Below are 22604 nucleotides of genomic sequence, written 5' to 3' on the forward strand. Positions count from 1 at the left end.
TCTCGGCGGCGAGCAATCCGATGCGATGGTTTCATCTGGAAGCCACTGCAGTGATGCCGTCAGAATCCGGATGAGGGACCTGTGGAGCGTGCCGGCATTCGATATTGGCCGACAAGCTCAGGATGCTTGGTGAAGCACCCTACCTGACGGCCGAAACTGCTGTCACTATATCAGGCGGATAGTCTATCTCTATAGTCTCGAAGCACACTCGAACCGAAGGAAACTGCAATGGCCAACGCCCTCACCCCGCTACGCGGCCCCGAATACCTGCGAGAAGGTTGGCAGCGCATCCGTCAGCCGGGACTGCGGCGCTTTCTGATCATCCCGCTGATATTGAACCTGACCCTGTTTGTAGCCCTGATCGGCTGGGGCGTCCGCCAGTTCAACTACTGGATGGACAGACTGATGCCACACCTGCCCGAGTGGGCCGGCTTCATCGAGTGGTTGCTGTGGCCGCTGTTCGCGCTGGTGGTCTTGCTGGTGCTGTTCTTCGGCTTCAGCATCGTTGCCAACCTGATCGCCTCGCCCTTCTACGGCTTTCTCGCGGAAAAGATCGCCGAGCAGGAACGCGGGCTGGTCAGCCCACCGACCAGTTGGCAGGAGATCCTCATGGTGGTGCCACGCAGCCTGGGCCGCGAGTTTCGCAAGATCGGCTATTACCTGCCACGCCTGCTCGGCCTGTTGCTGCTGACACTGATTCCGGTGGTCAACCTGGTTGCTTCGCCTCTGTTGCTGGTATTCGGGGTGTGGATGATGGCCGTGCAATATATCGACTATCAGGCCGACAATGATCAGGTCGATTTCCGCGACATGCTGCGCTGGATGCGTGGACGTCGCGGATTGTCACTGGGCTTCGGCCTGCCGGTATATGTCGGAATGCTGATTCCGCTGGTCAATCTTCTGGTCATGCCTTCGGCAGTGGCCGGGTCAACGCTGTTGTGGGTACGGGAAGGTCCCCGTTCTCTGCCATGAATTGGTCACATATTCGTCACCATGCAATAACCGATGGGCGCCATGCTGGTGCCCATGAATACAATTTCATCTCGTCCGCACAATCGCCACTACGCGCTGGTTACCGAAACCTGGAAGCCACAGATCAATGGTGTGGCCAATACCCTGGGCCGGCTGTGTGATGGCTTGCTGCAGAACAACAACCGTATCCAACTGGTGCGTCCCGCCCAACCCGGCGAGTCGACTGGCCTGATCGATAACGGCCTGACGCAGGAAGTGCTGGTGCGTGGCTTGCCCATTCCGGGATACAGTCAGCTGCAATTCGGCCTGCCAGCCTCGCGCCGGCTGAAGGCACACTGGCAGCAGAATCGCCCCGATGCCGTCTATCTGGCCACCGAAGGCCCGCTGGGCTGGTCGGCGCTGCGCGTCGCCCGACAACTGCGCATTCCCGTGGTGAGTGGCTTTCATACCAACTTCCAGCAATACAGCGAGCTTTACGGCATGGGAGTGCTCTACCGCCCTGTGTTCGCCTGGTTGCGCTGGTTCCATAACCAGACACTGCTGACCCTGACAGCCAGCACAAGCCAACAGCGCGAGTTGTCACGCATGGGCATCAACAACCTGATGTTGCTGGGGCGCGGGGTGGACTGTGAGCTGTTCCATCCGGCTCGTCGCGACCAGGCCCTGCGCGCCAGCTGGGGCGTGGGCAAGCAGGATCTGGTACTGCTGCATGTTGGTCGTCTGGCAGCAGAAAAGAACCTGCAACTGCTCCAGCGCAGCTGGGAACAGCTGCGCGGACTCAGCAATGATCAGGTGCGCTTGCATATGGTGGTGGTCGGCGACGGTCCTCTGCGCGAGTCACTGGAGCGGGACATGCCCGGTGCCCTCTTCACCGGTGCACTGACAGGAACGGAGCTGGCCAGAACATACGCCAGCGCAGATGTCTTCGTGTTTCCCAGCCTGACGGAAACCTTCGGCAATGTGGTGACCGAAGCCATGGCGTCAGGACTGGCAGTCAACGCCTTTGATATGGCCGCCGCACATCAGCACATCCGCGACCGTTACAGCGGCGGACTGGCGCCGGTCGCCCATGAGCAGATATTTCTGGATAATCTTCGCTGGCTGGTGAGCAACAAGGAAGGCCTGCGCAGCATTCGAATGCATGCACGACACCGGGCTTGCCAGCTGGGTTGGCCGACGGTCCTGCAGCGCTTTGAAGAGTCTTTGCAACGGGCATGCATGGCATCCCGTCCATTGATCAGGGCTATCCCCGGTAAACAGGGATAGCCGGCAGCGGCTCTTATGCCAGCTGCTTCAAGGCCTCACGACTGTACGGCAACACCTCGTCAAAACGCCCCTCCCGCAGCTTGCTTGGCCACGCGGGATCGACGATCAGCACCCGACCAATGGCTACCAGATCGAATTCCTTGTTGTTCAACCGCTGCAACAGGTCATCGATATTGGCGGTCTCGGCCACCTTGTCGGTCTTGACCATATATTCCAGAAACTCGCTGTCCAGGCCGACACTGCCGACGGTAATGCAGGGCTTGCCGGTAATGTTGCGGGTCCAGCCGGCCAGATTCAGCTGTGAACCTTCAAACTCCGGCTCCCAGTAACGACGCTGCGAACAATGGAAGATATCCACACCGGCTTCGGACAGCGGCTTGAGAAATTGCTCAAGCAATTCCGGTGTCGGCGCCAGTCGTGCGTTGTAGTCCTGCTGTTTCCATTGGGAGAAGCGGAAAATGATCGGAAAGTCCGGCCCTACCGCTGCGCGCACGGCGCGAATGATTTCGACGGCGAAACGACCACGTTTCTCCATGCTGCCGCCGTACTCGTCATCCCGCTTATTGGTGCCTTCCCAGAAGAACTGGTCGATCAGATATCCATGAGCGCCATGCAGTTCGACCGCATCACAACCGATGGCTTTGGCATCCTTCGCCGCCTGGGCAAAAGCATTGACCACGTCCTGAATGTCTTCCCTGGTCATGGCATGCACCAGGAGCTTATCGTCCTTGCGCTTTTCCATCGGCCCATAACCCGGCACGCTGCCGTCCGGCCCGGTACCCAGACGGCGCACATTGCCGACGTGCCACAGCTGCGGCGCGAACTTGCCACCCGCAGCATGCACGGCATCCACCACCTTCTTCCAGCCGGCCAGTGCATCCTCGCCGTGGAAGCGCGGCACGTCAGGATAGCCATTGGCGGCGCAGTGATCGACCGTGGTGCCTTCGGTAATGATCAGCCCAACACCTTCGGCGGCGCGGCGACGATAGTACTCAACCACCTGATCGGTGGGGACGCCGTTGGGCGAGAAGTTACGCGTCATGGGCGCCATGACCAGACGACTGGGAAGACTCAGCGAACCCAGCACAACGGGTTCGAACAGGGGGCTGGCATGTGCCGACATCATTAACTCCTGCGAAAATATTCTGGACCACGACTATAAATGATGAATAAGCATTGAGGAGCTGAATTGATCTGATTGATGACGAGATAGAAACCGCTGGCATCAGGATGCCCATTAAAAAGGCCGGCCCCTTGCGGGACCGGCCTTCGGTGCAGCTCACACATGCCGAGGCTTAGTGATGCACGCCGCCTTCACCATGGATGTGACCATGGGACAGCTCGTCTTCGGTAGCGTCGCGCACATCAGCAACCTTGACCTCAAATGTCAGACGCTGACCGGCCAGCGGATGGTTGCCGTCGACAGTGACTTCGTCGCCGTCCAGCGCGGTGATGGTCACGATCTGCATGCCGCCGTCCGGAGCGGACGCGTGGAACTGCATGCCCTCTTCCAGCTCATCGACACCTTCGAACATGTTGCGACCCAGCACAGCAACCAGCTCGGCGCTGAATTCGCCATAGGCGTTTTCCGGCTCGACAGTCACTTTCAGCTCGTCACCGACCTGTTTGCCGACCAGCGCTTGCTCAAGACCGGGAATGATATTACCTGCGCCGTGCAGATAGACCAGCGGCTCACCGCCAGCGGAAGTATCCAGCACTTCGCCCGCATCGTTGGTCAGCGTGTATTCAATCGATACGGCTTTGTTGGCAGCAATCTGCATAATTAAATCCTGTGTTCTCCGAGTTTTGATCGTTCAGTTTACGCATAAACATTCAGAAACGCACGGTTGGATCCACAAGGGCTCTGCACTAAGGTATAAGTTGACCCATAAAGGTTACCGCCAGAAGATGCGCAGCTCTTGAGAGCCTGAAACAGGCTGCGCCGGCATAAACAAACGACAGTGGAACACCATGACCGATCGCCTGGTACTCGTCATAAATTGCGGAAGCTCATCCATCAAGTTCGCCCTGCGCAGCGAATCCGCGCGCAAGCCGTTGCTCAGTGGTCTGGCGGAGCGCCTCGGCACCGCGGAAGGCGTGATGAACTGGCGAGCGGGTGATACCCGTGAGCAGGTCATGATCGGTGATGGCAAGCACAGCACCGCGCTGGCCAGCCTGCTGCCGCTGATCGAGCGTTTTGCCGATCAGCCGTTGACCGCGGTAGGCCATCGCGTGGTGCATGGCGGTGAACACTTTACCGGCGCGCAGATCATTGATGACCAGGTGATTGCCGCCATCGAAGACAGCTCACCGCTTGCGCCCTTGCATAACCCGGCGCACCTCGTGGGCATCCGCGCTGCCATGGCAGTGCTCGACGATATTCCGCATATCGCCATCTTCGATACCGCCTTCCATCAGTCGATGCCACCCCACGCCTACCGTTATGCGTTGCCAGAAGCCCTGTACCGTGATCACGGTGTGCGTCGTTATGGTTTCCATGGCACCAGCCACCGTTTCGTCGCCAGCCAGGCCAGCCTGCTGATGGGGCTGGAACCCGGTCACGGCGCCTGGTTGACCGCGCACCTGGGCAATGGCTGCTCGACCTGCGCCATTCTCGACGGCAGGAGTCTGGATACCAGCATGGGCATGACGCCACTGGAAGGTCTGGTCATGGGTACACGCAGCGGTGACGTCGACCCCAACCTGCATTCCCATCTGGCGCGCACGCTGGGCTGGAATCTGGACCGCATCGATCACATGCTCAACCGTGAAAGCGGCCTGCTGGGGCTGTCCGGCCTGTCCAACGACATGCGCACCCTGGTTGCCGCACGCGCCGACGGCCACCCCGGCGCCACACTGGCAGTCGAGGTGTTCTGTTACCGTCTGGCACGCTCACTGGCCGGCCTGGCGGTGGCGTTGCCACGCATCGACGGGCTTGTGTTCACCGGCGGCATCGGCGAGAACTCTCCCCTCACCCGTGAACTGACGGTGCGCCATCTGGCCCTGTTCGGGCTGGCTATCGACCCAGCCGCCAACGCTACCCCACCCGGTAACCCGGCGCGCCAGATCCAGGCTGGCAACTCGCCGGCCATCCTGGTCATCCCCACCGATGAGGAACGGCAGATCGCTGAAGAATGCCTGGTATTGATAGAGCTCGCCAACACTCAGCCCATGGAAAAGGAAGACTGATCAATGCATACCTTTTTTCTTGCACCCTCCGGATTTGGAGTCGGTCTGACGTCGGTCAGCCTGGGGCTGATCCGCGCGCTGGAGCGCACCGGCCTGCGCGTGCATTTTCTCAAGCCGATTGCCCAGCCGCATCCAGGCGATGATGGCCCCGAACGCTCCACTGCACTGATTGGTCGCACCATGGGGCTGGAGCCACCTGCTCCACTGGAACTGCATGAAGTGGAGCGGCGCCTGGCCAATGGCGAGCTCGATGAGGTGCTGGAAGATATTGTCAGCCGTTACCGTGAAGCTGCCCGGGATGCCGATGTTGTCGTGGTCGAAGGCATGGTCCCGACGCGCCAGGCAGCCTATGCAGCGCGCATCAACCAGCACCTGGCCAAGAGCCTGGACGCTGATGTGATATTGGTCAACGCTCCGGATGACGACAACCTGGCGACATTGGCTCACCGCATCGAACTGCATGCACAGGGCTTTGGCGGCCCCCAGGACCCGAAGGTACTGGGCGTGATCATCAACAAGGTGCAGGATCTGGATCTCGGCGGCGATGTGCCGCATGACCCCAGCCAGCTCAAACGCACCCTGAAAGAATATGCCGCTGCGCTCAAGCAGCAGTCCAGGGTACTGGATACCGAAGCCTTCCGCCTGATCGGTTGCGTGCCTTGGCAGAGCGAACTCAGCGCGCCGCGCAGCGCGGATGTGGCTGCCCTGCTGAGTGCAAAGATTCTGCATCCCGGCGAAATGCATCAGCGCCGCGTACTGGACATCATTCTGTGCGCCCGCACCGTACCCAACACGCTGCACCTGTACCGTCCCGGCACCTTGCTGGTAGTACCCGGTGACCGGGATGACATCATCATCTCCAGCAGCCTTGCTTCGCTGTCCGGAACGCCACTGGCCGGTCTGCTGCTCACCGGCGATATCATGCCCGATGAGCGCGTGATGCAGCTGTGCCAGCCGGCACTGGATAACGGCCTGCCGATCTTCCTGGTCGGCACCGGCAGCTTCGCCACATCCTCGCAACTGGACCGCATGAACCGGGAAATTCCAGTCGATGATACTGAGCGCGCTGCCTTGGTTACCGATTTTGTCGCATCGCATATCGATCACAGCTGGCTGCAACACCGCTGCGGCATGCCCAACGAGCGACGCATGTCGCCCCCGGCCTTTCGCTATGACCTGGTCAACCGAGCACAACAGGCCGGCAAACGTATCGTGCTGCCCGAAGGTGACGAACCCCGCACCGTCCAGGCCGCAGCCATCTGTCAGCGCCGGGGCATCGCCCAGTGCATTCTGCTGGCCAAGCCGGAAGCCGTGGAAGCGGTCGCCCGAGCCCAGCACATCACCTTGCCCGAAGGCCTGCAGATCATCGATCCGGACGAAGTTCGCCAGAGCTATGTCGCGCCCATGGTCGAGCTGCGCAAGGATCGCGGCCTGACCGCACCGGTCGCCCTGCAGCAACTGGAAGATAATGTGGTGCTCGGCACCATGATGCTGGCTCTGGACGAGGTCGACGGCCTGGTATCCGGTGCGATTCATACCACCGCAAACACCATTCGCCCGGCCTTTCAGTTGATCAAGACCGCGCCGGAATACAGCTTGGTATCTTCGGTGTTCTTCATGCTGCTGCCCGATCAGGTGCTGGTCTATGGTGACTGCGCAGTGAACCCCGACCCCAACGCCTCCGACCTGGCCGAGATCGCCATTCAGAGCGCCCGCTCTGCTGAAGCTTTCGGTATCCCGGCGCGGGTGGCCATGATCAGCTACTCCACCGGTAGCTCTGGCACCGGCGAAGATGTCGAAAAGGTGCGTGAAGCCACCCGCCTGGCCCGCGAGCGTCAACCGGGCCTGTTGATCGACGGTCCGCTCCAGTATGATGCCGCCGCGATTGCCAGCGTGGGTCGGCAGAAAGCGCCGGATAGCCCGGTTGCCGGCAAAGCCACGGTATTCATTTTCCCGGATCTGAACACCGGGAACACCACCTACAAGGCGGTGCAGCGCAGTGCCAACGTGATCAGCGTAGGTCCCATGCTGCAAGGGCTGCGCAAGCCGGTGAATGACCTGTCTCGAGGTGCGCTGGTGGACGATATCGTGTTTACTATCGCACTGACCGCCATACAGGCCGAATCTGACGCTATCTGATTGACGTCAAGATGACTGGCCTGTCTGGTTAGTGCACAACCTTACAGGCCATCAGGCCCCCCGATGAGTCCCCAGACAATGCTGTATTTTTTGCCTGCGTCGATACGTGGCGTGCTGTCACTCCTGCTGCTGATCCTCAACACCCTGTTCTGGTTCAGCCTGCTATTCCCCTGTGCCCTGATCAAGCTGCTGCCCTTGCCTGCGCTGCAAGCCTGGCTGACCCGCGTGATGATCCGCATTGCCGAAACCTGGATGCTCGGCAACAGCGGCTGGATGCGGCTGGCCGGCCGCACCGAATGGGATGTTCAAGGTCATGAACAACTGGATCACGACGGCTGGTATCTGGTTACCAGCAACCACCAGAGCTGGGTGGATATTCTGGTGCTGCAGCACAATCTCAATCGGCGTATGCCGATGCTGAAGTTCTTTCTCAAGCAGGAGTTGATCTGGGTTCCGGTCATAGGTCTCTGCTGGTGGGCGCTGGATTTTCCGTTCATGAAGCGTTACAGCAAAGCCTATCTGGCCAAGCATCCGGAAAAGGCCGGCCAGGATCTGCTCGCTACCCAGCGCGCCTGTGAGAAGTTCAAGACCACGCCAGTGGCGGTGTTCAACTTCCTCGAAGGCACCCGGCTGACCCCTGAAAAGCACGCCGAGCAGAATTCGCCCTACCGCTACCTGCTGAAGCCCAAATCCGGCGGTGTCGCCTTCGTGCTCGACGCAATGGGTGAACAGTTGCGCTCAATGGTGGATATCACCATCCATTACCCTGATGGCAGTCCGACGTTCTGGGATCTGCTCAGCGGTCGGATTCGCAAGGTGGTGATGCGCTGCCAGACGCGGCCGATTCCCGCTGACTTCCTCGGTAAGGACTATCAGAATGATGTGGTCTTCCGGGAAGAATTCCAGGCCTGGATCAGCCAATTGTGGGCTGAAAAGGACGCGGAGCTTGCGCAGCTGCACAGAGATCACCCACCGGCTGTTTGAGGCCCACACAACTTCCACAAAAAACGGGACGCTGAGCGTCCCGTTTTTCATATCAACAAAGCGCTTACAGCGGGCGCAGGTTGAGCTCTACGCGGCGATTCTGCGAACGACCAGCGGTGGTATCGTTGGTCGCGATCGGCTGGCTTGGGCCAACACCGCGGCTGCTGATACGAGCGCCGGAAACGCCCTGGCCAGTCAGATAGGAAGCCACGCTGGTGGCGCGCTCCTGGGACAGACGCATGTTCAATTCCAGCGAACCGGTGCTGTCGGTATGGCCGACAATATCGATGCCGTTCTTGTCAAACTCCTTGAATACCTTGACCAGCGAATTCAGGGTCGGGTAGAAGCTGCTGGAAACATCCGACGAGTTGCTGGCAAAAGTGATATTGCCCGGCATGATCAACTGCAGATTGTCACCATTGCGAACCACCTGCACACCGGTACCAGTCAGCTCCTGACGCAGGCGTTGCTCCTGCCGATCGGCATAAACACCATAACCCGCACCAGCGGCACCACCAACAACAGCACCGATCAGCGCGCCCTTGCCGCGATCCTTCTTGCTTGAGGTGGCAGCCCCGATCAGCGCCCCTGCCGCCGCGCCACCGCCGCCATAAATGCCGGCCTTACCGGCTTCCCGCTCACCAGTATAAGGGTTGTTGGTACAACCTGCCAGCACGGCAACACAGGCAGAGGCGGCAATAAGTGCTTTGATTTTCATACGATTTTCCTTAATTGACTTCATCATTGCAGCTCGGCATCCCCGGCCGGGATGTGCATACCCGGAGTAAGACCGCTACGCTTGGTTTTTTATCCCGCATATCAGCAAGTATGGTCAATTCAGCCGCGAATGAAAGGATTCTCGCGGATCTCATCACCGATTTGCGTATCAGGACCATGCCCGGTGACCACCACCGCCTCTTCATCCAGCGTGTACAGCCGCGTACGAATCGAGGTTTCAATCTTCGCGTGATCGCCGCCCCACAAATCGGTACGGCCGATGCCCCGGCGGAACAAAGTATCTCCTGCAATCAACAACTTGTCCTGTGGAAACCAGAAGCTCATCGACCCGGGCGTGTGCCCCGGCGTATGCAAGGCGACACCGCAGCCGCAGGCCAACTCCTCATCATCCTGCAACCACTGATCCGGCGCCGGCACCGGCTTGTAGGGAATGCCGAACATCTGACACTGCATTTCCAGGTTGTCCCACAGGAACTGGTCTTCCTTGTGCAGATGCAAGGTCGCCCCGGTAGCCTTCTTCATCTCGCCGGACGCCAGGAAGTGATCCAGATGTGCATGGGTATGAATGATGCTCACCACCTTCAATCCCAACTGATCCAGCCGGTCGAGAATCAACTGATGGTCCCCACCCGGATCGATCACCAGTGCTTTTTTGCTGACCGGGTCACCGATGATGGTGCAGTTGCACTGCAATGGCCCGACGGGGAAGGTTTCGCGGATGAGAGTGGGGATTACAGCTTCCATGGGAAGTCCTTGTATATCTATTGGCATGCGCGTGAGTATGGCAAATCCGCCCGCAGAAAGCTTCCGCCGCACATGGAACCATAGCCTTCCGGAATCGCGACACCGCAGTAGCCATGCACTCTGGAGCGGGCTGCACAACCTGACGATGCGCGATACCAGTCGGTCAGATGCTAGACCTCATGCTCCCTGCTGGTGCTCATCACCGGCCAGCTTCTGCACCACCAGGCTACCGATGATATCGCCCTCCACGTTGACCGCGGTACGCACCGTATCCAGCAGTCGATCAACCGGTAGCAGTATGGCAATGGCTTCGGCCGGCAGACCCACGGCCTGCAGCACCATGACCATGGTTACCATGCCCGCGCTGGGGATGCCGGGGGCGCCGGATGAGGCGATCATGGCGGTGAGGAACACCACCAGTTGCTGGGCCAGTGACAGCTCCACACCGATCAGGTTGGCGACAAACAGCGCGGCGGCCGCTTCATAGAGTGCGGTGCCGTCCATGTTCATGGTTGCGCCCATCGGCAAGACGAAGCCGGCGATGCGCCGCTGCACGCCGAGATTGTCCTGTGCACAGCGCAGGGAGATTGGTAGTGCCGCCGAGCTGGAACTGGTGGCGAAAGCAGTGATGATCGCCTCGCGGGAGCCGCGCCAGAACCACAACGGCGATTTGCGGGTCACTGCATAGAGAATACCGGGCAGCGTGACGACGCCGTGAAACAGTGTGGTGGCGAAAACCAGCACGATAAAACCAAGCATGGTGACCAGCAGATCGACATCCTGCTCGGCAACCAGGCGGATCAGCAGAGCGAGAATACCCAGCGGCGCCAGCCACATGATCCAGCCGATAATGCGCAACAGCAGATCAAGAAACTCCTGCATCAACTGCAGCACCGAGCGATAACGTTCGCCACCGGCCACCAGAGCGATACCGACAAAGATGGCGAACATCAGCACCGACAGGATGTCGCCGTTGGCAAAGGCTTCGAAAGGATTCTTGAACAGCCCGCTGAAGAAATACTGAAAGAACTCCGGCATGGTCATCTGCCGCGCTTCGAATGAGTCCATGGCGTCAGCAAACATGTCCAGCGACAGACCCACACCGGGCTTGAAGACATTGGCCACTACCAGGGCCAGCAGCATCGCCAGTGCGGTGGTCATCATGAAGTACAGCACTGTGGTAATCCAGACGCGGTGCACCTGATGGTGCGCCTGTAAACTGGCAACACCGACCACAATGGAGGTGAACACCAGCGGAATCAGCACCATTTTCAGCAGGCCGATAAAGACACTGCCGACCAGGGTACTGCTGTAGAGCACACCTGTACGCAGCCCGGCATCCTCTGGCATGGCGCCGAGCAGCCAGCCGATAAACACACCGAGACCGGCGGCGATGAAGATCAGACGATTCAGGCTGGGCACATCAAGTCTCCTCTACGGTGAGCGCAGAGGATACCCCAAGCCAGTCGCCCCGGCACAGAGCCGGGGCGACTGCCAGGTATCAGATAGAAGAAATACAGGGCGCCTGCTGCTCAAGCCAGCCGGCGATTTCCACCCGGATGCGTTTCTTGTCCAGCTTGCCGACGCTGGTCTTGGGGATTTCATCGACTACGGCGATCTGTGTCGGCACAGCCCACTTGTTGATCCGACCATCATCGACGAAGGGTTGCAGATGTGCTGCGAGCTGTGTGGCGTTCATTTCTTCACCCGAGGCGACTACGACCAGGGCAAAAGGCCGCTCGTCCCAGCGCGGGTCCGGTACGCCAACCACGGCTACATCACGCACCGCCGGATGCAGACTGATCAGGCTTTCCAGTTCGAGCGAGGACAGCCATTCGCCGCCGGTCTTGATCACATCCTTGATCCGGTCACGGATGTCGATGCTGCCGGCCTGATCGATGCTGGCCACGTCGCCGGTGTGCATCCAGCCGTGCGCCCACAGCTCGCGGCTCTTTTCTGGCTCCTTGAAATAGCCCTGTGTCAGCCAGGGCGCGCGTAACACCAGTTCGCCCTGAGTGTGGCCGTCATGGGGCAGGAAGTTACCCTGCTCGTCCATGAGCCGCGCTTCAACCAGAGGAACCGGTATGCCGGCTTTGATCTTGTGGGTGATCTGCTCATCTTCACTGCCAGCTTCGATCTGCAGGTTGTTGTAACCGGCGGAAATCAGCGGACAGGTTTCCGACATGCCGTAGGCGCCGGACAGGAGGATACCTCGTGCACCGGCCGTCTTGTACAGGCCACGGGTCAGTGCGCTGCCGCCAATGATGATCTTCATGCCGCCGAAATCGTACCCTTCGGCGGTTTTGGCGTTGAGCAGCATCTGCAGGATGGTCGGCACGCAGTGCGAGTAGGTCACCTTCTCCTGCTGGATCAACTTGACCAGCAGTTCTGGCTCGTAACGTCCGGGATAAACCTGCTTCACGCCCAGCAGAGTGGCGGTATACGGCATGCCCCAGGCATGCACGTGGAACATCGGTGTGATGGGCATGTAGACATCGCGGTTGCTCATCATCTGCTCATGTCCCAGACCATTGAGCATGCCCGCCTGGGTCATGGTGTGCAGCACCAGCTGGCGGTGAGTGAAGTACACGCCCTTCGGGTTGCCGGTGGTGCCGGTGGTGTAGAAGGTGGTGGCGACGGAGTTTTCGTCAAAATCGACAAACTCGTAGGTGCTGTCGGCCGCGGCCAACAGTTGCTCGTATTCACCGGCAAAGCCGCGCAGCTCTGCGCTGGTAACAGCATCATCAGTCAGCAGTATGGTGGTGGTAACTGTGGTCAGTTGCGGTTCGATAGCCTGATACAGCGGTAGAAATTCACTGTTGACCAACACCATGATGTCGTCGGCATGGTTCATGGTGTAGACGATCTGTTCCGGCGACAGCCGCACGTTGACCGTATGCAACACCGCACCAATCATGGGAACGGCAAACATGCATTCCAGATAGCGGTGGCTGTCCCAGTCAAGCACTGCCACAGTGTCTCCGGCCTTTACGCCAGCATTGGTGAGCATATTGGCCAGCCGGCAGATGCGTTGGTTGAAGGTCGCATAGTCGTAACGGCTGATGTCGCGGTAGACGATTTCCTGCGAGGCTTCATAGCGGACACCCGACAACAACAGATTCTTGATCAGCAGCGGCGTGGAATGAGCCTGCTCGGTGGGCGGTAGGATTCTGGTGTTCAACATTATGCGACCTTCTTGTTGTTGGTTTGCTGGATCAGATGACGGCTCTGCGGCCGCTGCTGCGTTCAATATAGCGACAGCCTGACAGAACGACTATGGCTGTTATGTATCCCGATCATACAAAGCTTTGCAGTCGACAATAAGGATAATAACCGCGTATAAAGTCGGTTGATGACCACAAATAAACAATCAGTCATATTTTCAGGAGTAGGCATGTCCGAAAACATCGTTATTGTCAGCGGCGTCCGCACGCCCATGGGTGGTTTTCAAGGCAGCTTGTCGAGCGTTTCGGCAGTAGACCTTGGTGCTTTGGTGATTCGCGAGGCAGTTGCCCGGGCTGGCATCGCCCCGGCGGACGTCGAGGAAGTGATCATGGGTTGCGTGTTGCCCGCCGGGCTCAAGCAAGGCCCTGCGCGCCAGGCCACCTTGAACGCCGGACTGCCCGCCTCCACCGGTTGCACCACCATCAACAAACTCTGCGGCTCCGGCATGAAAGCCGTGATGCAGGCCCACGATGCGCTCAAGGCCGGCTCCAACCAGATCATGCTGGCTGGCGGTATGGAAAGCATGTCCAATGCGCCTTACATCATCGAAAAGGCGCGTAGCGGCCTGCGCATGGGCCATGGTGAAATCAAGGACCACATGTTCTTCGATGGCCTGGAAGATGCGCGTACCGGTCGCCTGATGGGCTCCTTCGCTCAGGACACCGCTAGCCAATATGGCCTGACCCGCGAACAGATGGACGCTTATGCCATCGAGTCCCTGACCCGCGCCAAGAAAGCCATCGACGATGGCTCACTGGACAGCGAGATCGTGCCGGTGACCATTGCTTCCCGCAAGGGCGAAGTAGTGGTAAAGGATGACGAGCAACCGCACAACGCCAATATCGAGAAGATCCCCGGCCTGCGTCCGGCCTTCGCCAAGGACGGCAGCATCACCGCCGCCAACGCCAGCTCGATTTCCGACGGCGCCAGCGCTCTGGTATTGATGACCGAATCCGAAGCCAACAAGCGTGGCCTCAAGCCGCTGGCCCGTATCGTCGGCCATGCCACCCAGAGCCAGGACCCGAGCGAGTTCACCATCGCGCCGGTAGGCGCCATGACCAACCTGTTCAACAAGACCGGTTGGAGCAAGGATGACGTTGATCTATACGAGATCAACGAAGCCTTCGCCATGGTCACCATGCTGGCCATGCGTGAACACGGGCTGGACCACAGCAAGGTCAATATCTTCGGCGGCGCCTGTGCCCAGGGTCATCCGGTCGGCTCCACCGGCTCACGTCTGATCGTCACCCTGATCAATGCCTTGCAGAAAACCGGCGGCAAGCGTGGCGTGGCCTCGTTGTGCATTGGCGGTGGCGAAGCAACTGCGGTCGCGATCGAACTGGTGTAAGTACCGCCTTCCAGTACAGAGTGGCCGGAGATCCCTCCGGCCCTCAGCTTTCTGTCTCGCTGCCGATATCACCTTGAAGCAATCAGCTTGATGCCCAAGCATCCGGCTACCGGTTTTCTCCAAGGTACACGCGGTCATGAATCTCAAATTCAGTCATAAAATTCTTCTTGCCGGTTGCGGCATCGTCATTCTGGCTTTCTCACTGTTCGCGCTGTACAACGATTATCTGCAACGTAACAGCATTGATAACAATCTGGAATTCTCCATCAATCAAGCCGGGAAGTTGACCGCCAGCAGCGTGGAGAATTGGCTCAACGGCCGCCTGTTGTTAATGAAAAACCTGGCCGAGAACATTGCCAATCACCCGCTAGAGGCCGCCCGAGCTGAACTGGTTGGCCAGCCGACCTTCAACTCGCAGTTTCTACTCACTTACCTCGGCAGCACCGATGGCAGCCTCATCCAGCACCCGCCCGTGGAGCTGCCTGATGACTTCGATGCCCGTACCCGACCGTGGTATACCGATGCGGTGAAGGCCAACGGCAGCATCCTGACCAAACCTTACCTCGACCAGGTCACCAGTGGCCTGGTACTGACCATGGCCACGCCGGTCAAGCGTTATGACCAATTAGTCGGCGTAGTCGGCGGTGATCTCAGTCTGGACACCCTGGTCGGCATTATCAACTCAGTCGATTTCGGCGGCCTGGGTCACGCCTTTCTGGTCAGCGGCAACGGTCAGGTACTGGTCACGCCGCAGCAAGATCAACTAATGAAGAATCTCGGTGAAATCTATACCGGCGATGCTCCTCGTCTCGAGTCAGGTCTACAGCCCGTGCAGTTGGATGGTCGCCAGCGCCTGCTGTCCTTCACCCCGATTGCCGGCCTGCCGTCTGTGGACTGGTACATCGGCCTGTCGATCGATCGGGACAAGGCCTACGCCCCGCTGAGCCAGTTTCGCACCTCGGCGATCATCGCCATGCTGGTCGCGGTGCTGGCCATCGCCGGCCTGCTGAGCCTGCTGATCAAGGTGTTGATGCGCCCGCTGCAGAACATGGCCCGGGCAATGGCCGACATCGCCGATGGCGAAGGCGACCTGACCCGCCGCCTGGCAGTCGAGAGCCGTGACGAGTTCGGTGAGCTCAGTGCGTCGTTCAATCAGTTTGTCGAGCGCATCCATGCCTCCATCAGTGAAGTTGCCTCCGCCACGCGCCAGGTACATGATCTGGCATTGCGTGTGATGACCTCCTCCAACGCCTCGATCGCCGGTTCTGATGAACAGAGTGCCCGTACCGAAAGCGTCGCCGCAGCGATCAACGAGCTGGGCGCCGCCGCGCAGGAAATTGCACGCAATGCCGCCGATGCCTCGAGTCAGGCGAGTACCGCCAGTGAGCACGCCGATGACGGCAAGCAGGTAATGGAAAGAACCATCCAGGCCATGAGCGCGCTGTCCGCCACCATCAATACCTCACGTGAGCAGATCGAAGCACTGAATACCAGCACCGAGGATATCGGGCACATTCTTGACGTCATCAAGGGTATTTCCGCGCAGACCAACCTGCTGGCGCTCAACGCTGCCATTGAAGCCGCTCGGGCCGGTGATGCGGGCCGGGGCTTTGCTGTGGTGGCTGATGAGGTGCGCAATCTGGCGCACCGCACACAGGAGTCGGCCGAGGAGATCCATCGGATGATCACCACGCTGCAGCAAGGCTCACATGACGCGGTCGACACCATGCAGGCCAGCCAGGCCTCCAGCACGGAAAGCGTGAAAGTCGCCAATCAGGCCGGTGAACGGTTGAATACCGTTATGCAACGCATAGGCGAGATCGATGCCATGAATCAATCGGTGGCGGCGGCGACCGAGGAACAGACCACCGTGGTCGAAGCCCTGAACATGGATATCAGTCAGATCAATCTGCTGAACCAGCAGGGCGTTGCCAACCTTCAGGAAACTCTCGGCGATTGCGACGCACTCTCCCATCAGGCTGGTCGGCTCAAACAACTGGTCGACAGCTTCAAGATATGAGCGTGCTCAGCGTACAGCCCGCCGCACGGTCCGGTCCAGGGATTGAGCCAGCCACCCGCTGATCGGCGCGGAGAAAACGTAAGGCACCTTCAGTCGGTTGATCATGGCAAACGCGGCCAACGGAGCCGCTATGCCCATGGTCACACCCAGGAGACTGTGCAGAACGAAGGACTCCACACCCGCAAATTTGAGCCCCACCCGCACGCCACTTCCCGCCAGAATGTGCATCAGGTAAATCGCCATGGAGGCCGCACCAATATAGGCGATGGAGCGGATATGGCGTTGCGCGGCACAGGAGCAGACAGCCGCTACCGCTGCTATCGACACCAGGGCAAGCGCCAGCGATGCCGGCCCTCTCTCTGTGTAGCTGAGCCCCAGCAAGCCATGAAAGACATACTGTCCGGCAACGAACAGGCCTGCCATCGCCAGCGCCAGCCACCCCGGCGCCGGCTTGCTCATTCCGGTATGGGTGGAAAATACGATATCCAGCGCAAAGAACACGAAGTTGTCCGCGATATAGCCGGATAGCAACCCGCTCGGCAGCGCTGAGGGGTTCAGATAAAGCAGCGCAGCAACAACCAATACCGGTATGGCTGACCTTCTGGGGCACAAAGTGAAAACTACCGCCGCCAGAATGAAGCAGACCATCAGCGCATAGAGAAACCAGAACTGTGCACGGGGCGCCCACAGCAGGGCGAACACTTCAGCGTAAGTGACTGTGCCATTGGTGTAACCGGCCAGAAAGACTTCGATCATTCCCTGCAGGATTGACCAGAGGATAAAGGGGTAGAGGATGGTGTCCAGCTTGCTGAAAATCAGTCTTCTGGCCTGTCGTGCGGCAAAGGACTGATAGAAAAACAGGCCCGCGAGAAAGAAGAACAGCGGCATGTGGAAGCTGTACACAATACTGTCGGAAAACCGATAGAAGCGCTCCGGCATATCGATGCCAGCACTGTGCAACCCCCGCAACACGTGCCCGTATACCACCAGAACGATACCCAGCGCCTTGGCATAATCGACCCAACAGTCTCGCTTTTCCACCGCCGTTTCCCCGTCAGGTGCGCCATGATGCAGCGTCTCCGAGGATACTGCGATGCAGCGCCCCGCGAGCTATCGAATGCCTAACCCAATCATGACCCGACACGCGAACGGGCTGTCCGGCAGAACCGACAGATTTATGTCTGACCATTCACCAGCCGAGAGCGTCTTGCCGATTCCCTGCAACTGGATGACACTGTCCGCCAACTTTTCAGTGGCGCCCCACGGCTCCCCCAGTTCAGTCCTGCCAAGGAGATTCTCCATGAGCGATATCCGTTTTGAAGACAAGGTAGTCATCGTCACCGGTGCCGGCGGTGGTATCGGCCGCGCCCACGCACTGCTGTTCGCCAAGCATGGCGCCAAGGTGGTGGTCAATGATCTGGGCGGCAGTGCCCAGGGCGAAGGTGCCAACAGCGAAGCAGCACTCAAGGTTGTCGAAGAGATCAAGGCTGCTGGCGGTACGGCGGTAGCCAACCCCGACAGCGTGGTCGACGGCGACAAGATCGTTCAGTGCGCGATGGATACCTTCGGCCGTGTCGACGTAGTGGTCAATAATGCCGGCATCCTGCGTGACAAGAGTTTTGCCAAGATGTCCGATGCCGACTGGGATCTGGTATACAAGGTGCACGTCGAAGGTGCCTACAAGGTAACCCATGCGGCGTGGAACCACATGAAGGAGCAGAACTTCGGTCGCATCATCTTCACCGCGTCCACCTCCGGCATCTACGGCAACTTCGGCCAGGCCAACTACGGCATGGCCAAGCTGGGTCTGTATGGTCTGACCCGCACCCTGGCCATCGAAGGCCGCAAGAACAACATCTTCGTCAATGCCATCGCCCCTACTGGCGGCACCCGTATGACTGAGGGTCTGTTCCCGCCGGGCGCATTCGATAAGCTCAAGCCCGAACTGGTCAGCCCGCTGGTGGTGTATCTGTGTTCCGAGCAATCCCAGGAAACGGCCGGCCTGTTCGAAGTCGGTGGCGGCTGGATGGGCAAGGTACGCTGGGAGCGTTCGCTGGGTATCGGTTTCAACCCTGATGAAGGTTTCAGCCCGGAAGATGTCCAGGCCAATTTCGAGCAATTGTGCAACTTCGAGAATGCCGTACACCCGAAGGACAATATTGAAGCGCTGAAGGAATTGATGCAGAACATCCAGAAATTCAGCTGAAATGCACCATCGCTGAGCGTTGTTTGCCCCATGATGGGGCGAACAGTGCCCATTTCCGCTTTCACGAGGCAACGATCCCGGAGTAGAATCCAGCGCTCCCCCGCAGGCCACAAGCCAGGACCCGAGCGCATGAAGATCATTACCGTCAACAATTACAACGAGCTCAGCAGCACCGCCGGCCAGATCATTGCCGATCTGGTGAGCAGCAATCCACGCTGCACCCTGGGCCTGGCCACCGGTAGTACGCCGCTGGGCACCTATCAGTATCTGGTCAAGCGTTACCAGGCGGGTGACATCTCCTTCAAGGACGTACAGACGTTCAACCTGGATGAATACTGCGGCCTGCCGCGCACTCATCCGGAAAGCTACTTCCGTTTCATGCATGACAACCTGTTCAGCCACGTCAATATTCAGATGCAGAACAGACATATCCCCTGTGCCGAGGGGGGCGATCTGCAGAGCCAGTGCGATGCTTATAATGCCCTGTTACGTCAGGCGACAGTGGATCTGCAGCTGCTTGGTATCGGCAGCAATGGCCATATCGGCTTCTGCGAACCGGGAACGCCATTTGACCAGGAAACCTTCCTCACCCAACTGGCCGAAAAAACCCGCCAGGACAATCAGCGTTTCTTCAACTCGCTGGAGGAAGTGCCTACCACGGCCATTACCATGGGCATCAAGAACATCATGCAGGCCAAGTCCATTCTGCTGATCGCCAGCGGCAAGGGAAAAGCCGAGTGCATCAGTCAGATGGTCAACGGTCCGGTTACCGAAGCCGTACCCGCCTCGGCCCTGCAGCAGCATCCCAATGCGACCATCATCGTCGACGAGGAAGCAGCCTCTCTGCTGTAACAGCTCAGCCGGGCAGCTCAACGCTGCTCGGCAAACAGATCCGGCCCGAACACCTCATAGTGGATGCGCGCCTCCCCCACGCCCAGATTCATCAGCGCATCATGCTGCATGCGCATGAAGGGCACCGGTCCGCAGATGTAATAGTCGGCCTCCTCCAGCAGTATCCGGTCGGCTATCTGCTTCACATCGACAAACCCTTCATAGTCATAATCCTGCCCGGCCTGATCGCTGGCCAGCGGGTCACTGTAGAACATGATCAGGTGGAAGTTGTCATGTTCGGTAGCAGCCTGGCGCAACTTGCTTTTCATCGCCTGCACCCGCCCATTGCGCGCGCCGTGCACAAACACCAGATGGCGCTGATCCGGTGATTGCAGCACCCGCTTGAGCATGCTGATCATCGGCGTCAGGCCAACCCCGCCACTGATCAATACCACCGGCGTGGTGGCATTCACATCAATGAAGAAGTTGCCGTAGGGTGCCGCCAGCCGAATACGATCACCGATCTGCACATGATCATGCAGCAGGTTGGAGACATAGCCGGGCGGCTGGTCCTCGTTACCAGATTCGCGTTTGACCGAGATCCGATAGGTCCGTCCGTTGGGCACATCCGACAGGCTGTACTGGCGAATCTGCTCTACACCCAGCTCCGGCACCTGCACCACGACGCTGGTGTATTGTCCGGGCTCGAAATTCGCCACCGGCTGGCCATCTTCCGGCGCCAGCACGAAGGAGATGATCTCCTCGCTTTCGGGGTTCTTTTCCTGCACGATGAATTCGCGCCAGCCATTCCAGCCGCCGCTTGTTCCCGCGCTCGCTTGATACAGATTGCGCTCCATGCCGATCAATACATCGGCCAACTGACCGTAGGCCTGCTCCCAGGCGTGCATGATGTCGTCAGTGGCTGCCGCACCGAGCACTTCCTTGATCGCGCCCAGCAGGTGCCTGCCAACAATCGCATACTGATCCGGCTGGATGCCGAGGCTGACGTGTTTGTGGGCAATACCCTGCAACAGAGCATCCAGACTCAGTGGGTCATCGATATTGGCGGCGTAGGCATACACTGCGCGGGCCAGAGCTTCCTGCTGCTGCCCTTTCTGCTGGTGCGCCATGTTGAAGACGTCTTTCAGTTCGGGATGCTCATCGAGCATGTTCCGGTAGAAGCGGACGATGATTTCCCCGCCATGATCGGCCAGAACCGGTACGGTGGCCTTGACGGTATCTCTTACAGACTGGGTAAGCATGATGATGGCCTCAGGTGAACCGAGTATGGTTCGAGGCTAGTTTGCGCTTGCGCGCCCGTCAAACTGCTGCTCCGAGCGCAGCAATGCAGCCCTGTTCTTATGGCGCCTCACTGACAGCAAACAAAAAGGCTCGCACCAAACCGATGCGAGCCTTTCTCTTACAATGCAGACCGCTATCAGACGTAGAACGCCTCCAATGGCGGAAAGCCATTGAACTCGATCGAGCTGTAGCTGGTGGTGTAGGCACCGGTGGACAGCCAGTACATCCGGTCACCGATGGCCAGGTTCAGCGGCAGGCCGTATTTGTAGTTCTCGTACATGATGTCGGCACTGTCGCAGGTCGGGCCCGCGATCACGGCTTCTTCCAGTTCGCCGCGCTTGTCGGTCCAGATCGGGAACTTGATCGCCTCGTCCATGGTTTCCACCAGGCCGGAGAACTTGCCCACGTCGGTGAACACCCAGCGCTCCAGCGCGGTGTGGGACTTGCGTGACACCAGTACCACTTCGCTGACCAGGATGCCGGCGTTGGCAATCAGCGAACGACCCGGTTCCAGAATGATCTCCGGCAGCTCGTCGCCGAAGTCTTCCTGCAGGAAGCGGGTGATCTCTTCGGCGTAGGTCTGCAGCGGGTTGGTCTTGGTCAGGTAATTGGCTGGAAAACCGCCACCCATATTGATCATCTTCAGGATGATGCCGTCTTCTTCCTTCAGTCGCTCGAAGATCACCTTGACCTTGGCGATGGCACCATCCCAGGCGCCGATATCGCGCTGCTGCGAACCGACGTGGAAGGACACACCATAAGGCACCAGACCCAGCTCACGGGCCAGTACCAGCAGGTCCATGGCCATGTCGCTCTGACAGCCGAACTTGCGCGACAGCGGCCAATCGGCCGTGGTCGAACCTTCCGTCAGGATGCGCACGTACACCCTGGAACCCGGTGCAGCCTTGGCGATGTTGCGCAGATCCGCTTCCGAGTCAGTGGCGTACAGACGCACGCCCTTCTCGTAGAAAGCGCGGATGTCCTTGGATTTCTTGATGGTGTTGCCAAAGCTGATCTGCTCCGGCTGGACGCCCAGCGCCAGCACCTTCTCCAGCTCATAGATGGAGGCGATGTCGAAATTGGAACCCTTGTCTTTCAACAGGCTCAGCACTTCATTGGCCGGGTTGGCTTTTACGGCGTAATAGATATTGCCGTACGGAAAACCCGCAACCAATTCGTCATAGGCACGGTCGATGGTTTTCAGGTCAACTACGAGAAAAGGGGTTTCGTGCTGATCGGCACAGGCACGGATACGGCTGAAGGTGTCGCGGTCGAAATATTCGTCCAGCTTGATGTTCATGGCGTCGGCTCCAAAGCAATGTTCTGGTGGCGGGCCGCGTGAGGACATTGGGATCAGATGCAGGGCAGACAGGCGTACCCGCAACCCGGTAACGAGACCAGGGGCAGACAAGCCTTCCGTAAGCGACTCTGAACGTATAGCCAACACACAACCCGGGGGTGCGAACGTCTGATCAGTATCCCCACTTTGGTTCGCCTACTTCCCAAGGCGTGCGCCGAAAGCAATAAGTCCGTCCCTTCAGGGAACCGGCCTCGCTGTCTCGTCGTCAGTACTTGAGCCGTATGGATCGTGCCAGCGTCAACGTTCGGTGCGCACCATAAAACCAAGCGAGTTCGCGGTC

At 59.1% G+C, this 22604-nt stretch carries 18 protein-coding genes; 9 read left to right on the plus strand and 9 right to left on the minus strand.

All coding sequences use genetic code 11. The features are described 5' to 3' along the window. Positions 1-228 precede the first annotated feature (228 nt). Entirely contained in the window at positions 229-972 is a 744-nt protein-coding gene (gene cysZ / locus BLU11_RS12880) for a sulfate transporter CysZ (RefSeq protein WP_090273969.1), read from the plus strand. A 54-nt stretch (positions 973-1026) separates the two neighbouring features. Further along, a complete protein-coding gene (locus tag BLU11_RS12885; RefSeq protein WP_090276468.1) occupies positions 1027-2238 on the plus strand; it encodes a glycosyltransferase family 4 protein in 1212 nt (403 codons plus the stop codon). Between the two features lie 13 nt (positions 2239-2251). Here BLU11_RS12885 and BLU11_RS12890 read toward each other — a convergent pair whose 3' ends face one another. Together BLU11_RS12890 and BLU11_RS12895 are read right to left on the minus strand one after the other, a co-directional pair. Beyond that, positions 2252-3361: an NADH:flavin oxidoreductase gene (locus tag BLU11_RS12890; protein ID WP_090273971.1), complete on the minus strand. Its 1110-nt coding sequence runs from the start codon at positions 3359-3361 to the stop codon at positions 2252-2254. 172 nt (positions 3362-3533) lie between these two features. Further along, entirely contained in the window at positions 3534-4019 is a 486-nt protein-coding gene (locus BLU11_RS12895; protein ID WP_090273974.1) for an FKBP-type peptidyl-prolyl cis-trans isomerase, read from the minus strand. A 190-nt stretch (positions 4020-4209) separates the two neighbouring features. Here BLU11_RS12895 and BLU11_RS12900 point away from each other — a divergent pair, with 190 nt between their 5' ends. From BLU11_RS12900 to BLU11_RS12910, 3 genes are all read left to right on the plus strand, one after another. Continuing rightward, positions 4210-5427 (plus strand): acetate kinase, encoded by a 1218-nt coding sequence (locus tag BLU11_RS12900; RefSeq protein ID WP_090273977.1) that lies wholly within the window; start codon positions 4210-4212, stop codon positions 5425-5427. A gap of 3 nt (positions 5428-5430) precedes the next feature. Next, positions 5431-7566, plus strand: a complete 2136-nt coding sequence (pta, locus tag BLU11_RS12905) for a phosphate acetyltransferase (RefSeq protein ID WP_090273980.1) — start codon at positions 5431-5433, stop codon at positions 7564-7566. Positions 7567-7644: 78 nt separating this feature from the next. Then, the gene (locus tag BLU11_RS12910; RefSeq protein WP_090273981.1) at positions 7645-8550 is read left to right on the plus strand and encodes an acyltransferase; all 906 of its coding nucleotides are present in this window, start codon (positions 7645-7647) and stop codon (positions 8548-8550) included. Between the two features lie 64 nt (positions 8551-8614). Here BLU11_RS12910 and BLU11_RS12915 read toward each other — a convergent pair whose 3' ends face one another. The 4 genes from BLU11_RS12915 to BLU11_RS12930 form a co-directional block, all read right to left on the minus strand. Next, positions 8615-9268 carry an OmpA family protein gene (locus BLU11_RS12915; protein ID WP_090273983.1) on the minus strand — a complete coding sequence of 218 codons (654 nt, stop codon included), beginning with the start codon at positions 9266-9268 and terminating at the stop codon, positions 8615-8617. 119 nt (positions 9269-9387) lie between these two features. Further along, positions 9388-10032 (minus strand): MBL fold metallo-hydrolase, encoded by a 645-nt coding sequence (locus BLU11_RS12920; RefSeq protein WP_090273984.1) that lies wholly within the window; start codon positions 10030-10032, stop codon positions 9388-9390. Between the two features lie 177 nt (positions 10033-10209). After that, positions 10210-11454, minus strand: coding sequence for a dicarboxylate/amino acid:cation symporter (locus BLU11_RS12925; protein WP_090273986.1), 1245 nt, complete (start codon positions 11452-11454; stop codon positions 10210-10212). Between the two features lie 79 nt (positions 11455-11533). After that, positions 11534-13216 carry a fatty acid--CoA ligase gene (locus BLU11_RS12930; protein WP_090273988.1) on the minus strand — a complete coding sequence of 561 codons (1683 nt, stop codon included), beginning with the start codon at positions 13214-13216 and terminating at the stop codon, positions 11534-11536. A gap of 210 nt (positions 13217-13426) precedes the next feature. Here BLU11_RS12930 and BLU11_RS12935 point away from each other — a divergent pair, with 210 nt between their 5' ends. Together BLU11_RS12935 and BLU11_RS12940 are read left to right on the plus strand one after the other, a co-directional pair. Next, positions 13427-14605 carry an acetyl-CoA C-acyltransferase gene (locus tag BLU11_RS12935; RefSeq protein WP_090273990.1) on the plus strand — a complete coding sequence of 393 codons (1179 nt, stop codon included), beginning with the start codon at positions 13427-13429 and terminating at the stop codon, positions 14603-14605. A 136-nt stretch (positions 14606-14741) separates the two neighbouring features. Further along, a complete protein-coding gene (locus BLU11_RS12940) occupies positions 14742-16625 on the plus strand; it encodes a methyl-accepting chemotaxis protein (protein WP_090273994.1) in 1884 nt (627 codons plus the stop codon). Between the two features lie 6 nt (positions 16626-16631). On the opposite strand, the gene BLU11_RS12945 is transcribed toward BLU11_RS12940, so the two are convergent. Beyond that, the gene (locus BLU11_RS12945) at positions 16632-17666 is read right to left on the minus strand and encodes an acyltransferase family protein (protein ID WP_090273997.1); all 1035 of its coding nucleotides are present in this window, start codon (positions 17664-17666) and stop codon (positions 16632-16634) included. A gap of 259 nt (positions 17667-17925) precedes the next feature. Here BLU11_RS12945 and BLU11_RS12955 point away from each other — a divergent pair, with 259 nt between their 5' ends. Further along, positions 17926-18831: an SDR family oxidoreductase gene (locus BLU11_RS12955; protein ID WP_090274003.1), complete on the plus strand. Its 906-nt coding sequence runs from the start codon at positions 17926-17928 to the stop codon at positions 18829-18831. Positions 18832-18960: 129 nt separating this feature from the next. After that, complete coding sequence (gene nagB, locus BLU11_RS12960) at positions 18961-19683, plus strand: glucosamine-6-phosphate deaminase (protein WP_090274005.1); 723 nt, start codon at positions 18961-18963, stop codon at positions 19681-19683. 17 nt (positions 19684-19700) lie between these two features. On the opposite strand, the gene hmpA is transcribed toward nagB, so the two are convergent. Next, positions 19701-20924 (minus strand): NO-inducible flavohemoprotein, encoded by a 1224-nt coding sequence (hmpA, locus tag BLU11_RS12965; RefSeq protein ID WP_090274007.1) that lies wholly within the window; start codon positions 20922-20924, stop codon positions 19701-19703. A 176-nt stretch (positions 20925-21100) separates the two neighbouring features. Further along, entirely contained in the window at positions 21101-22264 is a 1164-nt protein-coding gene (locus BLU11_RS12970; RefSeq protein ID WP_090274009.1) for a type III PLP-dependent enzyme, read from the minus strand. Positions 22265-22604: the final 340 nt, after the last annotated feature.

This window comes from Halopseudomonas litoralis (assembly GCF_900105005.1).
In the GTDB taxonomy this organism is placed as follows: Bacteria; Pseudomonadota; Gammaproteobacteria; order Pseudomonadales; family Pseudomonadaceae; genus Halopseudomonas; species Halopseudomonas litoralis.

Coding starts and splice junctions, on each gene's coding strand:
- BLU11_RS12895 (WP_090273974.1), bottom strand. CDS start 4,019: ATGCAGATTGCTGCCAACAAAGCCGTATCGATTGAATACACGCTGACC.
- cysZ (WP_090273969.1), top strand. CDS start 229: ATGGCCAACGCCCTCACCCCGCTACGCGGCCCCGAATACCTGCGAGAA.
- BLU11_RS12890 (WP_090273971.1), bottom strand. CDS start 3,361: ATGTCGGCACATGCCAGCCCCCTGTTCGAACCCGTTGTGCTGGGTTCG.
- hmpA (WP_090274007.1), bottom strand. CDS start 20,924: ATGCTTACCCAGTCTGTAAGAGATACCGTCAAGGCCACCGTACCGGTT.
- BLU11_RS12920 (WP_090273984.1), bottom strand. CDS start 10,032: ATGGAAGCTGTAATCCCCACTCTCATCCGCGAAACCTTCCCCGTCGGG.
- BLU11_RS12955 (WP_090274003.1), top strand. CDS start 17,926: ATGAGCGATATCCGTTTTGAAGACAAGGTAGTCATCGTCACCGGTGCC.
- BLU11_RS12930 (WP_090273988.1), bottom strand. CDS start 13,216: ATGTTGAACACCAGAATCCTACCGCCCACCGAGCAGGCTCATTCCACG.
- BLU11_RS12935 (WP_090273990.1), top strand. CDS start 13,427: ATGTCCGAAAACATCGTTATTGTCAGCGGCGTCCGCACGCCCATGGGT.
- BLU11_RS12915 (WP_090273983.1), bottom strand. CDS start 9,268: ATGAAAATCAAAGCACTTATTGCCGCCTCTGCCTGTGTTGCCGTGCTG.
- nagB (WP_090274005.1), top strand. CDS start 18,961: ATGAAGATCATTACCGTCAACAATTACAACGAGCTCAGCAGCACCGCC.
- BLU11_RS12900 (WP_090273977.1), top strand. CDS start 4,210: ATGACCGATCGCCTGGTACTCGTCATAAATTGCGGAAGCTCATCCATC.
- BLU11_RS12910 (WP_090273981.1), top strand. CDS start 7,645: ATGCTGTATTTTTTGCCTGCGTCGATACGTGGCGTGCTGTCACTCCTG.
- BLU11_RS12970 (WP_090274009.1), bottom strand. CDS start 22,264: ATGAACATCAAGCTGGACGAATATTTCGACCGCGACACCTTCAGCCGT.
- BLU11_RS12940 (WP_090273994.1), top strand. CDS start 14,742: ATGAATCTCAAATTCAGTCATAAAATTCTTCTTGCCGGTTGCGGCATC.
- BLU11_RS12885 (WP_090276468.1), top strand. CDS start 1,027: ATGAATACAATTTCATCTCGTCCGCACAATCGCCACTACGCGCTGGTT.
- pta (WP_090273980.1), top strand. CDS start 5,431: ATGCATACCTTTTTTCTTGCACCCTCCGGATTTGGAGTCGGTCTGACG.